The following is a 14,259-nucleotide window of genomic DNA, read 5'->3' as shown; positions in this document are numbered from 1 at the left end:
TGGTGAGATATGAACAGTATGGAGGACAGCAGGCGATGAGAGATCTTAAGGCCTCGACTGAGGCCGCCATTGAAATCCAAAGACGATATTATGCAGAAACCGCGGAACGGTATGACAACATTCACGGGAACAGTAATGTGGAGCATAATTTTGCCTTGCAGTTCATGATCTCGGCGTGCAGGTATCTGGGAATAAGGTCGATACTGGATGTTGGCAGTGGGACAGGCAGGGCGCTTTTGGAGGTCAAATCAGCAATTCAGGATATTTCAGTCGTAGGAGTTGAGCCCTCTCACGACCTTCGAAAAGTTGGACATTCAAAAGGACTAGGAGATACTGAGCTAGTCGACGGCGATGCGATGAAACTGAACTACCAGGACGGCTCATTCGATCTGGTTTGCGAGTTTGGAGCCCTTCATCATATTCCCGTCCCATCTGAAGCCGTAGCGGAGATGTTGCGTGTCGCACGAACGGCAATCTTTATTTCAGACTGTAATAACTTTGGACAAGGTAGTCGTTTATCTCGCCTTGTTAAACAAATGATCAACGCAGCCGGACTTTGGTCCCTATTGTACCGAGTAAGGACTAAAGGGAAAGGCTATACAATCTCAGCGAACGACGGATTAGCCTACTCTTACTCCGTTTTCAATGATTTTGCGCAGATCGAAAAGAGCTGTGCGTCGGTCCATATGCTGAACCCTTTGGCTGCCGGACCGAACCTGTATCGCACTGCCTCACATGTCGCGCTTTTGGGACTGAAGTTTCCATCATGAGATGCAGGCGATTGCGCGAAAGTAAATGACACACTGAGTGCTGAATCCGTTTCGATGCTCTTCTGCGGTTGGTTGGCAAACAATCAACACCATTTCGGATGAAGAACTTAACTTAACCAAATGTTCTTGACCTTGCTTCAGTTGCGACACAGATACCGACTATGGACAAATTCTCACTTATCCGAAGTATCGCTTTCCAGGTTATTTCTATCTTCCGTCGCCGGCCAGGGGATGCAGAATCTGCTCATTTTCGCTCGCGAGAGCGCTTTCGGAGAATGGCGCTGACTAGCGTTGCGTCCCTCGGGGCGCGTGCCGTCACACTCCTTACGTCGCTGGTTAGTATTCCTCTCACGTATCGGTATCTTGGAGCCGAGCGGTACGGAATCTGGATGGTATTGACTTCCATCATTGGAGCGATGGCATTCGCAGATCTCGGCATCGGAAATGGCGTTGTAAACGCGATTTCTGAAGCCTATGGCAAGGGAGATCGCGAGTTGGCTTGTCGTCACCTGACCAGTGCTATGACGCTCTTGCTCAGTATTGCAACTATCATCTGCGCGGCGGGTTTCGCATCCTATCCATTCATCCCGTGGATGCGTGTGTTCAATGTTGGCTCCGCCTCCATTGCACAAGAGGGCGCTAAGGCGTTCCTCGTGCTCTTTCTCTGGTTTGTCGTGAATATCCCGCTCGGAATCGTGGCGCGTGTGCAGGCTGGTTTCCAAGAAGCTTACTGGTCGCAAGCGGTCGCAGCGTGCGGTAGTGTGCTATCTCTCGCGGCTCTCGTGGTTGCGGTCATCATTCGCGGGACGCTTCCTCTTCTGGTTTTCGCCTCAACTTTCGGAACCATTCTGGGAGTCTTTGTCAATGCATGGCTCCTGTTTCGTCGCCGCTCCTGGTTGCTTCCTAGGCGGAGTGCCCTCAGCGCTGATTCAGCCATAATGATACTGAAGCTTGGCTTGATGTTCTTTGTGCTTCAATTTGCTTCCACTCTAGGTTTTGCCTCAGATAATATCGTGATCACGCAGATCCTTGGTGCCGCTGCCGTTGCCGTCTACGCCGTTCCCCAGAAACTCTTCAGCCTTGTTTCCGTTCTCGTTACGATCGGGTCGGGACCGTTGTGGCCGGCGTACGGCGAAGCCATTGTGCGAGGCGACGTCGAATGGGTGCGGAAGACGTTTTGGGGCTCGCTCCGTTGGGTGATGCTGGCTGTAGCTCCGATTTGTGTATTCTTGGCGTTGCTCGGTCCCTGGATCATTCGCGTGATGATGGGTAAGTCTCTTCTGGTTCCGGTCTCTCTCTTCATCGCCCTGGCCGTTTGGGGGGTTGTTTCCGCGGCGTCCGGTTTAGTGGCGGTTTTACTCAACGGTACAGGCGTTCTCAGAGGCCAGATGATAATCGCCGTCATAGCGGCGTTGAGCAACCTTGCCCTTTCTATTCTTTTGACCAGGCGATTCGGAGTCGTCGGTGTGTGTCTTGGCTCTATTATTGCCCAGTTGGCGATTACGCTTCCCGCCAGTGCATTCCTGATCCATGGTCTCTTTTCAAGGATGGCAGAGGCGCAGCCCAAACGGGCGTCCGGTGTTCTGCTGCCTGACAACTGAGTTTCACAATCCGACTTACAGCTGTTGTCGTGATGTGGAAAAATGAACAAAGTCTTAGGTAGGCGAGTCTGTTTATGAGGCGGCTAGCAATGTCGGTTCTGGATTGGTACGCCAAGATGCGCCTAAGAAACCACCAGCATCTCAAGATCGCCCCTTCGGCAAAAGTCTCCTATAAAAGGCTCAAACTCCGTCCCAACGATCGTCTGTCCGTCGGTGAAGGAAGTGTAATCGGGGGAATGATCTCCTTCGAACGAGATGGAGCAGAGGTCATAGTTGGAAGGGATAGCTGGGTTGGAGCTTCTCACATAGTATGTGCGTCGCGCGTGGAAATCGGAGACGATGTGCTAATCGCGTGGGGCTGCACGATCGACGATCACAACTCCCATCCGATCTCATGGTCCAAACGAATGAATGACGTTCGCGAGGCCTATCAAGGGAAGAAGGACTGGACACATGTCATCACGGGCCCCGTAAAGCTCGGAGATAAATGTTGGATCGGGATGCATGCGATCATTCTTAAGGGCGTGGAGATTGGCGAGGGTGCAATCGTCGCAGCTGGAGCCGTTGTCACAAAGAGCGTCCCTGCTTGGACAATCGTCGGCGGAAACCCTGCAAAGGTCATCCGCACGATTCCCCCCGATGAACGGTGAGGTCAAACAAAATGTCAGAGAAGTCCCCCGAGATTTGTAGGGTCTGCCACTCTCCGTCTCTCCTTCACGGAGAAGCGGCTGTTCTCAAGAAACACAGAGTAAGTTACTTCCGCTGTGTCGAGTGCGGTTTCATTCAAACCGAGGAACCATATTGGCTTGAAGAAGCCTACTCGGCTGCGATAGCCGGTCAAGATGTCGGTATTATAGGCAGGAATCTCAACAACTCGGAAGTGGTCTCGGCCATCCTTGGTCTCCTATTCCCTAACACCAAGGATGCGATCGATTTTGGCGCTGGACACGGCATTTTGGTCCGCATGATGCGAGATCGAGGTTTCAACTTCTTCTGGCTTGACCGATATGCTACCAATGATTATGCACGTGGATTCGATGCACCTCCAGGGAGGAGATTCGATTTCTTGACTGCTTTTGAAGTTCTCGAACACCTTACCGATCCGGTAGCTGAGATTTCTAACCTCATGGAACTGTCTGAGAATGTTCTGGTCTCAACTGGACTTGTGCCAAATCCGGCGCCAAGGGTCGGAGAGTGGTGGTACTTCATGCCCAGCTGTGGTCAGCATATATCTTTCTACACTGAGAAGAGTCTCCAGTTAATTGCGAGACGGTTCAATAGGCACTTGCTCTCCTGCAACACGTATCACCTTTTCAGCGCAAAGCCAAAAAACAGGATGCTGTTCAAGTTGGCTACACGGCCTCGCGCCGCAAGATTGGTGAATCTCTTCTTCCGCCGCCCGAGCTTGGTGCCCCGCGACCTCGCAACGATGACTCGGTAGCGTTCTCCGAATTTAGGGATCGCTGTCCGATCCCGTCATTATGCGCGTCTCTTACGATCAGCAAGTCCTTTCGAGCAATTTGAATGGATCTTTTCAAGGTATTTCATTGTGCTAGCCTCTCGATTATGCGAATTGTCGGAGATTCACCTAAAATTTTCGCCGCTCCTTTAACCGGATCACCCGAGCATCTGGAGCAGTTAGACGAGATCGGAAACGTAAGCTCGTGAGCTTTATTGGCAAGCGATGGCGCGATGCTGAAAGCTGCCGTTCCGAAAAGTGCTATGGTGACTGTTGGCGGAGACGATGCACCTTGGGATGTGCGCTGTCAGCTTAATTCGGCCCATGGATCATCCGAGTAGTCATGGTCAAGTCTCAATCGGTTTCCGTCTGTTCATTGTGCTGGGCGTTCGAGAAGTTGTCTCGGAAGCCGCCAATTTAGTAGCAGTGTTTCTTAATGTTCCAGATATACGTAGATGCCAGAAGATAAATGCCATCATTGTCGGCTGGAGCAAACTTGCCCAAACGATCCCTGAGGAAATCGGATGAAGGAATCACCTTTCGCTGAAGCAGTATTGAACTCTCTAGTTCAGACATGTCCGAATGGCCTAATCGGCAAGCTGAAGTATAGGTCCCTCTCGAAGGCGCGGGCAATGCTGGCGCACAATGAGAAACGTCTGGTGCGCTACCGGCTGGACGGAACAGAACTCCTATTGCCACTTTCGCATGAACTGCCGCTGTTCCGCCGCAGTCATCCCCAGTATTCGTGCAACATCGGTCGCATTACTTCCAGCGTGCTGCAAAAATATCCGTCCGCCACTATTATCGACATAGGGGCGAACGTCGGAGATACGGCAGCCATCATTCGGGCGAACAGCAAAGCCCCTATTTTATGTATCGAAGGCGATGCATATTTCTTCAGGCTGTTGCAAATTAACGTCGCGCGGAGCGGGATGCGTGACATAGAGGCCTGCTTTGCATTCGTTGGCGCCGAGCAATGCGAGATAAGGGGTGGCCTTCGGCACGCGAGCGGCACGGCGTCGTATTCATCGAGCGCAGCGCAATCTACCAACCAGATTCCCCTATCTGATATTCTCGAGAAGTTCCCGAACTTCAGACAGTCCAAATTACTGAAGATCGATACGGATGGATTTGACTGCCAGATTGTGGCTGCAGAACTCAAATGGATATCCGAGGCTCGCCCAGTCACATTCATTGAATACGATCCGTATTTGACGCGGGCCCAAGGTTATAGCTCCAGTAACATCTTCTCTGAAATGGCATCGGTAGGCTATGAGCTTGCTGTGTTTTGGGAAAATACAGGTGAGTATATGTTGACAGCCAAACTCGCTGATCATACGCTGATCGAGGATATTCACCTTCGCTACTCGCGCAGCCTGGGCCGCAGTTATGTCGATATTGCATTTATCCATGAGGAAGATCGGGAACTAGCCTGGAAAATCAGGGAAGCAGAAAAAGCCATCTCAATCGATCAAGTTAGTGCTTGATTACCTATAAGAGTACGGTTGGAGAATGGCTGTAATTCGTGCGGGAGAGGGGCCGCACTTGCACAGATGCGCGTCATCTACGATCATCAGGTGTTTTCAAACAACGGGAAATCAGGTATTTCACGGTATTTTGTTGAGTTAGCATCGCAATTGAGCAAATTTCCGGATGTTCGACTAAAAATCGTCGCTCCGATTAGCCGGAGTCCACTTCTTTCAGAGCAGCGCGGTCAGTGCGCAACCCTTGGGGTTGACCTTGTAGGCGTACCGATGGCGACGAGTTTGCCAGACAGGTTAGTCCGGCTTATCAATGAGCTTCTTGTGCGCGAGTACGCCAGATTCACCGTTCCCGATATTTTTCACGAAACATTTTATGCCACGGCACGGACGGCTCCCAGAGGCTCTCGGATCGTGGCCACAGTGCATGACACAATCCCCGAACGAGTGCCTGGTGTAACTTCGAACTTGATTCGTTATCATGCAGAGAGACAGAGAGTCCTTAGTCGTGCAGATTGGTTAATATGCGTGTCAGAGTCGACGCGAAGCGATCTGCTTGAACTTTACGATGTCGATCCTTTGCGGGTGTCTGTAGTGCGTCTCGCTTCATCTCTTACCATCTCAAGAGAAGGGCCTATCGACATCGGCGCGCCTTACCTTTTGCACGTTGGCAACAGATTTCCACACAAGAACTTTAATCGGATCATCCATGCATTTGGAGATGCAAAACTGCATCGGACACATAAACTCGTGAGTTTCACTAACAAGCAATGGAGTGGAGACGAGTTGAACGTGATGCGAAGCGCGGGCGTTCCGGAGAGTGCGATGGTGACAGTTAGTGGAAACGATGCACTCCTGGCACGATTTTATGCAGGCGCAGACGCCCTTGCTTTTCCATCCTTATATGAGGGATTCGGCATTCCGCTGGTTGAAGCCATGCGCGTTGGTTGTCCGATTGTAACTAGCAAAACCAGCAGCATGCCCGAGGTTGCCGGCAATGCAGCAATCTATGTGGATCCGAAAGACTCCAGCGCTATCGCAGATGCCCTTATGCAAGTAACATCGTCCGCGGAAACAAGATTGCATTTGATTGCACTTGGAAGGGCCCAATCCCTTAAGTTTTCCTGGGAGCAATGCGCCGCTGAAACATATGCAGTGTATAAGAATCTCCTCGCGGGCGACCTGAACACGAGCACAAAATGATGGGACGAAAACACTTCGGAATGAGAACCACTCGATCGAGATTCGTGCGCTCTGTGCAGTTTGCGAGGCCAGTCTCCCGCCTCATGATAGAGGGATTCCTTGTTGCTTTGGGCATTTCGAGCAGTGTGGTGGTTCGCCTCGTTGGGGATCTCTTTGTCGCTGAGATCGCGATGATCGTCACGTTTCCATTTGTGCTTGCTTTTTCCATCCGGCGATTGCAAAGACCCTACCTCATACGCCTCTTCGTACTGCTCGGCCTATGGTTTCTAGCTCAGGTCCTCTCCGACGCGTACAACCACACTGTATGGCTGGATCGGATGCGTGGAATGGCGGGGATCATCGTCTTCACTACAGAGATAGCCTTCCTTGCTATGGTTGTTGCTGAAAATGAGCGACGAAAGACCATTTTCATCACTGCATTTGCCATTGGATCCGTCGTTCTGACCCGGTATCAGCCAAACGTTGCAGCGATTGGCTTAGAGGGCGCAGATGCTTGGAAGTGGAGTTATTCATTCGGAGTCACTATACTTGCTTTGCTTGCGAGCTCTCTCCTCGCTGCGCGCGGAAGGCAAGTATTTGCTCTTCTCCTGCTCATCGGAGTTTCTGCCATTGACCTTTTGATGAATTCTCGATCCGCATTTCTAATGCTTCTCGTCTCTACTGTGCTGGCTTTTCCAATCATTCCCGATCAGATCGGTAGATTTGGACTTCTTCCCCAGAGGAACAATCTGTTCCGTGTTGCAATGGTCGTCGTGCTTGCCTTGGCGGCTGGATGGTCGGCCAACCAACTCTTGCGCCTAGTCACTCGATCCGGTCTCATTAGCGAAGAGGCTCAGGAGAAGAACGAATCGGAGGCGCAAGCGGGGAACCTTCTTCTGGGCGGAAGACCCGAGGTTTTCATCGGTCTGCATGCAGTGATGGACAGCCCAGTTCTTGGGCATGGTTCCTGGGCCAGGGACATGAAGTACACCGAGATGCAGTATGACCTGATGCAAGAATACGGAATTAACGGTGATTTGACCGATACCGAGGCAGACACACGGGGTTTGATTCCATCTCACTCTCACATCATTGGTGCTTGGGTCTATGCTGGGCTCTTCGGCGCCATCTTCTGGGGATATGTCATCTGGCTTCTGACGAACGCCATCGTCATAGTTGCAGTTCGCCGTCCACCTATGGCGCCGGTTTACTCATGGCTCCTCGTCGGTTTCTTTTGGAATATATTATTCTCCCCTTTCGGAAGCACCTCCCGAATCTTCGAAGCCTTCATCCTCATAGCCATTGTGGATCTTCTTAAATTGAGAGTCCCAGCGGATCGGACGTTACGCGGCAAGGCGAGTTGGCATCGTGTACCAATTACCCGTCCCTCACTCGCAGGTGGTCACGTTGGCTGACTACCGAGCGAGAGCATCAGGAACGTGAAAGTCCAAAACAAGCTATTATCAAAATGAACCTACTAAAGTCCTCGTCAATCTCCATCTTTTTCTATCGGCCTTCGTCCATGGAGCCCGCACGTCTCTCGTGGAAGTTCCGATGAAGAACATGAGTGGAAGAAGCCGCGATTACTACTTTTATCGGGGGTGCGTTGGGTGGACGACTGCGGCTTTCAAAGGCATCTAACTGTGGGAATTCTCGAGAATTTTTCAGCTGTCCCGGAAACTCAGTAATTCTTTAATCTGGAGCAGATGAGGCTATTACATTTAATTCATACCGCCAATCCCGCGAGCGGCGGCCCGATCGAAGGCATAAAGCAAATCGCCTCGGTTGGCTTGGCCCGCAACATCGAGATCGAAATTCTCACGCTCGATCCACCCAATGCCTCATATCTAAGGAACTTTCCTGTCAAGATTCGGGCACTCGGTGCCGTAGGGGCCAGCAAATATGGTTATTCAAGTCAATTCGTTCCTTGGCTCCGGCAGAATCATCGAAACTATGACTGCGTGATTATCAACGGCATATGGCAGTTTCATAGCTACGGCGGTTGGCTCGCACTACATAAAACGGAGACGCCTTACGTTGTTTTTACTCATGGAATGCTGGACCCTTGGTTTAGGCGTCACTATCCTATCAAGCATCTCAAGAAATGGCTCTATTGGCCATGGGCGGATTATCGAGTCCTGCGTGATGCCAGGGCCGTTTTATTTACAACTGAGCAGGAACGTTCGCTCGCGCCAGAGTCATTCTGGCTTTACCGGGCCAATCCGTATGTTGTGGGCTACGGAACCCGCGTCCCCAAGTTCGACGTCGAAGCGCTCCGTTATGAATTCTTCGCACGATTTCCTGATTTGCGCAATAAACGGCTGGCGATTTTTATCGGCCGCATTCATCCTAAAAAGGGCCTTGATCTGCTTATCGAAGCATTTCACCGTACCTTAGCTCGAGATCCGAATTGGCATTTATTGATTGTCGGGCCCGACCAAATTGGTTGGCAAGCTGATCTGCAGCGGCTGAGTGGGACGCTCGGCATAAAGGATCGCATTACGTGGACGGGAATGCTGCAAGATGAGCGGAAATGGGCTGCATTAGCCGCCTCAGAGGTTTTTGTACTACCTTCGCACCAGGAAAACTTCGGTATTGTGGTTGCAGAAGCGCTCGCCTGTGGCGTACCAGTCTTACTTTCGAATCAGGTGAATATCTGGAGAGAGATAGAGAGCGCAAATGCCGGTTTTGTAGAAGCTGATACTCTGAGCGGAACTGTCAACCTTCTTGAGGCTTGGAACCGTCTCGGAGAAGTCGAACGCTCAACGATGAGGGCCAATTGTCATCTTTGCTTTGAGCGATATTTTGAAATTGAGAGCAGTGCGGGTCGTTTGTTTGAATTGTTGGAGAGTTTCAGCAGTTGAAGACCAAACAGAGCAATCAAAAACCGGTGCAAGCAACGTCAGAGGAGGAATGACTCTCTGCGATCGGAATCTTTCTCATCAGCGTCTGCGCTAACCCATCGCGAGGAATTTGGATCGATTCGCAGCGAAGTGCTCGACAAAGTCCGCACTGGTTTAGGAACAAAATGAGTGATGAATAGCCTTGCGGGCCGCAAGGCCGACCGGACGCGCGACTTGAACACAGCAGATTGAAAGGCTGATAGCTGAGCCGTCTAGTAAGCATGGCTTTCCGCTTTACAAGTGATCGCATCGCGACAAGCTCGTGTTGTGGTGCAGCGCGAGGCTGAACCGCCGAGAGGTCTTTGACATAAGGGTGATTGAAGCTGTCGCCGGTACATGGACCCGATCAAACGATGAAAGCGAAGCGGCAGACGGGTCGAAGAAGAGCTGGCCTTCGGCGAGTTGGTGGCTGTCTTGGCGCGGGAACCTTTCCGCTTTATCGGCTCCATCTCTCTCGCGCCTAAGGGGTCTCGCTCCTCCTGCTCATACCAGCCCTCCAACGACCGACTTCAAATCGATTATTCGAAATGTAGACACGTTGTTTATCGGGACTGCAATATGGAGATCTAAGCGAGGCCGAAAATCCTTCGTTCTTGACTGATAATGTTGCCGGTTCGAGGACAAAAGGGAAGAATCAAATTCAACCCGACAACCTCCAACTCATTCCAACAATATCAAGAGTGCGAAAAGAGTCCCAACGTTAGCCGAAGAATATTACCGCCTTGAACTCTCCTCTCCCTTTCGGAAAACACGGAGGCTGCAATCTCTTAACTTGAAATCTGATATGTTTTTGGGTGTGGGTCAGCGCGTCAAGAACTGCTCGAACTATCCTATTCGCGTCTGGAATTTTGCCGAAAGGAGTTGCCTTTGTGGTCAGAGTCAAAGTCACGTGGTGCCCGCGTTTTCCAGTATTTGTCAAAGAATATCGCTGATGCAAAAATGATGATGAGAAGGAGTGCAAAACCCCCAAGGATGATTTCAATATTCGTCAAATGAAAATACATTGATTCTCCATTGCATCGAAAACTTGGAACGGCAAATAGGCCATTTCAGTCGCGGTTGGTAATGATTGTACTGGATGGTGGTTATAGCCAGATCGTTCAGAATTGATCCGTTCACAAAACTCGATTGTTGTTCGTGCATCGTCGTTTCTTTTCAGATGCGTGATCAAGTACTGCCGTACCAATCTTCACATTGTGACTTATTGAAAACGGGACATCTCGAATCTGTCTTCTCTGAATCTCGGGCGGAAATGCAATCGATGCTTACTTTGTACTTGAAGCGAATCGAACCGCACCATTGTTCAGATTCCAATCCGGTCAGAAACGGGTTCCAGACGGGCCAAAACGGTAAGTCAACCCGACGGTTATGCCTCGCGGATTCAGGGTGTGATTCTGGTTGGTGATACTACTGTGAAACCCATTAGGGCGTCGTAGGTGTAATCAACGCGCGTCCACCAATGTCCCCACGTGTGGTATTCCGCGCCTCCTCCGAGAAACCAAGTGTCGTACGTCGAGTGAAGGTTACCTGTGCCGTTTCCGGGTTGCGTCAGGCTGGCGAAGCCGAGTCCGCCTCTGTAAATAGGCTGGAACCTTCCCCAATAACCCATTGTGCACGTCAAACCACCCTCACCGACGAAGAGCTTGTAATTGGAGGATAACCGGGTGGAACCACAAATCCAGCAATGCCACACATCTGGGGTATTCTCTCTGTCTCGTCTGACCGAACACGGCCCGGCGCGGCGGCGAATCCCGCGATTCGTCATACTCGACGTTTAGCCGCGATGGAGTTGGTGAAGAAACATCGGGGCGCGCTCACCCACAACAATGGGGCGGGTCTTCTGAGCCGAACGGCTTGGGCGCACCACACTCAGATCCCTTTGGATTTGGCGTGGCGAAGTCTCACAGAATTCTGCCAAGGCTCAGCCGCAGGGAGATATCTTAGAGATGGAGTGCGATCGGTGGAGCGCGGGATAGGTTGGGTCCGCCCAGGTCCTTCTGGACGCGAACAGAAAACGACCAATGATACCCGCCGGGAGAATAGCGATGAGCCGTGGGCAGCTTGGCTGTTTGAATGCTTAACCTTTTGCCTCGGCGTACATGAGCACGGGACGGCGAATGGCGTCCCGTGGAGAGTGCCGCGACGGTGCACGACGCTCGCGTGTCCGGATTTGCAAAGTCGGCTACATTCGCCTTATGGAACCCCCCGTGCCCGTTATCGAGCCAGACTTGAATGCGACTTTGGGTGTATCGCTGCTCGACGACAATATCAGGTGAACCATCTTGGTTCACGTCGATGGCGGTGACTATAGGCGACGGTTCATTGGATTCGAAGGTGAGCAGGCTTACAGCCCGCCCGGAATCGCAGACGCGCACAGCGAATACATTTTGGCCACCGTGCTGCCCGAGACTCACTAGGGTTATGCTGTCTGGCTTTTGGTCGTTGTTGAAATCCGCAACGATGAATCGCTGACCGAAACGTTCACCTGAGAAGTTGCAATGATCGGCCCCGGCCGACGGAACACCGACGCTCTGGTCTTGTGCGCCAAGGGAAGGCGCGGACAGAGACAATGCTAAGAGGCCGATCTTTAGAAAGCCAAACTTCATTTAGGAATACCTGAGTAGGCAATTTCCCCTAGAGATGTTCGAAACAGTGTAACAAACGCACATTCTTGAGTAGGAAGTTTACTATCGCCTGACGGGACTCAGCCGTCTCGCAATGGCCCGTATAATTCTCGGCATTGTGAAATTCGACCGGGAGACGCTTATCCTAGAAGGATTTGCAGACACATCAGAAGTGTTGCATCGCGAACTGATGCTTTATCAGTTGCATTTTACCGCTGCCGGCAAAGACAAGCGTCTTACGGAAGACGAGATACAGAAGGCTGTTGAGCGCGGTCGGATGGAGGGATCAGAGACGATAAACGAAGTCTCTCGAGCGACCCATAGAACGGCTGTTCGGCAGACGAGAACGCGAATGTCTTGCTACACTCACTACACGCCAGCTCCCTGTCAACGAATTCCATAGGCCGGTGGTGGTTCAGTTTGGTTTCCACAGGCGAACGACACGGCCTAGACTTTGGGCATGACGACGAAACCGCAATTGCTAGTTGATAGCGAAGACTTTCATCGCGTCTCTGCAAAGTGTTCCGCCTGCGGCACTCAAATGCCGCTCATGCAATCTATGGGCGCTTCGTCAGTGGAAAGCAAGAAATGGTTCGAAATTCAATTCGATCTCCACGCAAGACAGAAGCACCGCCGAGAAGACGTGAGCCGGGCCGCCGCGCGGATCGTTAGGGAAGCAGCGCATCCCCAAGAGTAGTAGGAATTGATGGCTCATCCTGCCCGTCTGACCGTGCGCAGTCAATCATCCGACGAAATTCGGAATTGGTGTTACTGTCGTGGACCTCGGTCTCTGGATGCTGTAGATCAAAAGCCCAAAAAATCTCGTCGGCGAATGCCTGCCCCATGCAATGGACGGCCACGTCCTTAGAGTTGAAGACTACAACCAACTGCACCACTACCCATAGACCGTCCAATCCATTGAGGGAGTGCATGTCGCGCTGGTTAGCGATTGTGGACCCATTGTGCCAATGCGTCGGCGTGAGCGGTACCGGAAGCGTATCAAGCACCGATGGAAAGGCTAGCTGCTCTAATTCAGGTGGAAGTTGCGTTGCCAGCTATCCAGCGGCACGGCCGGCACGCTGAATGGAAACCATGTACTAACTGGATTGGAAGCGATATCGGTTTCGGGCTGGGTCCATGTGCTGCTCTGATGCCGACACACGGGAGTTCGTGCAAGACACGCGGCGGAAAGAAACACGCGCCGTGAATGAGCCTGCGAACGGTATGTCATGCGATGTAATGTTTGGCTTAGTGTACGACGTTGGATAGCTCGTCAGAGCATTTGGCAAACTCTGCGAATATCCGGATACAGCACCGTCGTTGAGAACTCCCTGACCTTTCGCTTCGAATACCAGGACAGTAGCGCCGTACCAAGCGAATGGATAAGTCAGGAAATTGCCTGGGGTCTGGGGTACACCATCCAATCGAATGAAACGGTGCTCGGTATATCGGAAGCGCGACCGGATTGGTAGTTCAGGTCTTGCATAGTTGGAAAGCCCGGCACAAGGCCAAAGGTCGAATACATTTGCGCAGACCAACCGTCACTCTCAACGATTCGCTTGCAGAAAGGCGGCGGACCATAAATTCCGGGTTGGTCAGTCGCCCGGAACTGCTCTCAGATCATTTCTTCCGAGCACAAATCAATATCGGACCGTCAATTTTGCAAAGCGGTTGATTTCAATTTCTATAAGCTATGGCATGAAGAGGAGATTCATGTGGTCCTTGCTCGTCGGTTTTGTGATAAGCCTCAGCATGCACGTCGCCTCTGCCACCGCTGGCGCAACGAGCAAGCTGGCCTCCGAGGAATGTACGATTTTGCCGTCATTCGTCCCTTTGGAACGGAAGGACCGCCCAAACTACACTCTGTCTGAAGCCTTTATTGCGTTCATCAATTCGACCTCCTCGGGAGAGCAACTATATGCGCCGCATATTTGTCAGCTGTCTTCTATTCGTGTTGTGTGCGGTATTACACGGACAGCAAAAGCAACATGCCAAGACTCAAATCAATTGGGCTCCGGTTTCGGGAGTGGGAACTCCTATTTCGCGGCGGGGTAGCTGTTCCGTGGTCAATTTCGGTATGCCCTACACGGAGATCAGCACCACTCGAAACAATTTCTATACCTGCGGCGCGGATGGTTGGGTCATCCGATCAGACGGCATTGGGTATCCACACAGCGGTGTGAATTCTGACGGTTCCGCTGGCCTCAACGTTCAGGCCAACGTGAAGGCCGCGACTGTG

At 51.7% G+C, this 14,259-nt stretch carries 11 protein-coding genes; 8 read left to right on the top strand and 3 right to left on the bottom strand.

Annotation, left to right across the window (positions count from 1 at the left end; translation table 11 throughout):
• Positions 1 to 35 precede the first annotated feature (35 nt).
• The 8 genes from VK574_RS04505 to VK574_RS04470 all read left to right on the top strand — a co-directional run bounded on the left by VK574_RS04505 (position 36) and on the right by VK574_RS04470 (position 9,357).
• Positions 36 to 770, top strand: coding sequence for a class I SAM-dependent methyltransferase (locus VK574_RS04505; RefSeq protein ID WP_472798612.1), 735 nt, complete (start codon positions 36 to 38; stop codon positions 768 to 770).
• A gap of 275 nt (positions 771 to 1,045) precedes the next feature.
• The gene (locus VK574_RS04500) at positions 1,046 to 2,371 is read left to right on the top strand and encodes an oligosaccharide flippase family protein (RefSeq protein ID WP_472798611.1); all 1,326 of its coding nucleotides are present in this window, start codon (positions 1,046 to 1,048) and stop codon (positions 2,369 to 2,371) included.
• A gap of 89 nt (positions 2,372 to 2,460) precedes the next feature.
• A complete protein-coding gene (locus tag VK574_RS04495; RefSeq protein WP_472798610.1) occupies positions 2,461 to 3,021 on the top strand; it encodes an acyltransferase in 561 nt (186 codons plus the stop codon).
• Between the two features lie 11 nt (positions 3,022 to 3,032).
• Positions 3,033 to 3,812: a class I SAM-dependent methyltransferase gene (locus VK574_RS04490; RefSeq protein WP_472798609.1), complete on the top strand. Its 780-nt coding sequence runs from the start codon at positions 3,033 to 3,035 to the stop codon at positions 3,810 to 3,812.
• A gap of 542 nt (positions 3,813 to 4,354) precedes the next feature.
• Positions 4,355 to 5,317: an FkbM family methyltransferase gene (locus VK574_RS04485; protein ID WP_472798608.1), complete on the top strand. Its 963-nt coding sequence runs from the start codon at positions 4,355 to 4,357 to the stop codon at positions 5,315 to 5,317.
• A gap of 66 nt (positions 5,318 to 5,383) precedes the next feature.
• Entirely contained in the window at positions 5,384 to 6,514 is a 1,131-nt protein-coding gene (locus tag VK574_RS04480) for a glycosyltransferase family 4 protein (protein ID WP_472798607.1), read from the top strand.
• Positions 6,515 to 6,597: 83 nt separating this feature from the next.
• Positions 6,598 to 7,908, top strand: coding sequence for a hypothetical protein (locus VK574_RS04475; RefSeq protein ID WP_472798606.1), 1,311 nt, complete (start codon positions 6,598 to 6,600; stop codon positions 7,906 to 7,908).
• A gap of 291 nt (positions 7,909 to 8,199) precedes the next feature.
• On the top strand, positions 8,200 to 9,357 hold the full coding sequence (locus VK574_RS04470; protein WP_472798605.1) for a glycosyltransferase: 1,158 nt from the start codon (positions 8,200 to 8,202) through the stop codon (positions 9,355 to 9,357).
• A 1,420-nt stretch (positions 9,358 to 10,777) separates the two neighbouring features.
• Here the strand turns inward: VK574_RS04470 and VK574_RS04465 are convergent.
• The 3 genes from VK574_RS04465 to VK574_RS04455 form a co-directional block, all read right to left on the bottom strand.
• A complete protein-coding gene (locus VK574_RS04465) occupies positions 10,778 to 11,005 on the bottom strand; it encodes a hypothetical protein (protein ID WP_472798766.1) in 228 nt (75 codons plus the stop codon).
• 331 nt (positions 11,006 to 11,336) lie between these two features.
• The gene (locus VK574_RS04460; protein ID WP_472798604.1) at positions 11,337 to 12,002 is read right to left on the bottom strand and encodes an FG-GAP repeat domain-containing protein; all 666 of its coding nucleotides are present in this window, start codon (positions 12,000 to 12,002) and stop codon (positions 11,337 to 11,339) included.
• 254 nt (positions 12,003 to 12,256) lie between these two features.
• Complete coding sequence (locus VK574_RS04455) at positions 12,257 to 12,421, bottom strand: zinc-ribbon domain containing protein (RefSeq protein WP_472798765.1); 165 nt, start codon at positions 12,419 to 12,421, stop codon at positions 12,257 to 12,259.
• Positions 12,422 to 14,259 lie beyond the last annotated feature (1,838 nt).

This window comes from Occallatibacter sp. (genome assembly GCF_035317045.1).
Taxonomy (GTDB): Bacteria; Acidobacteriota; Terriglobia; order Terriglobales; family Acidobacteriaceae; genus Telmatobacter.
This window is presented reverse-complemented; position numbering and strand designations above follow the sequence as displayed.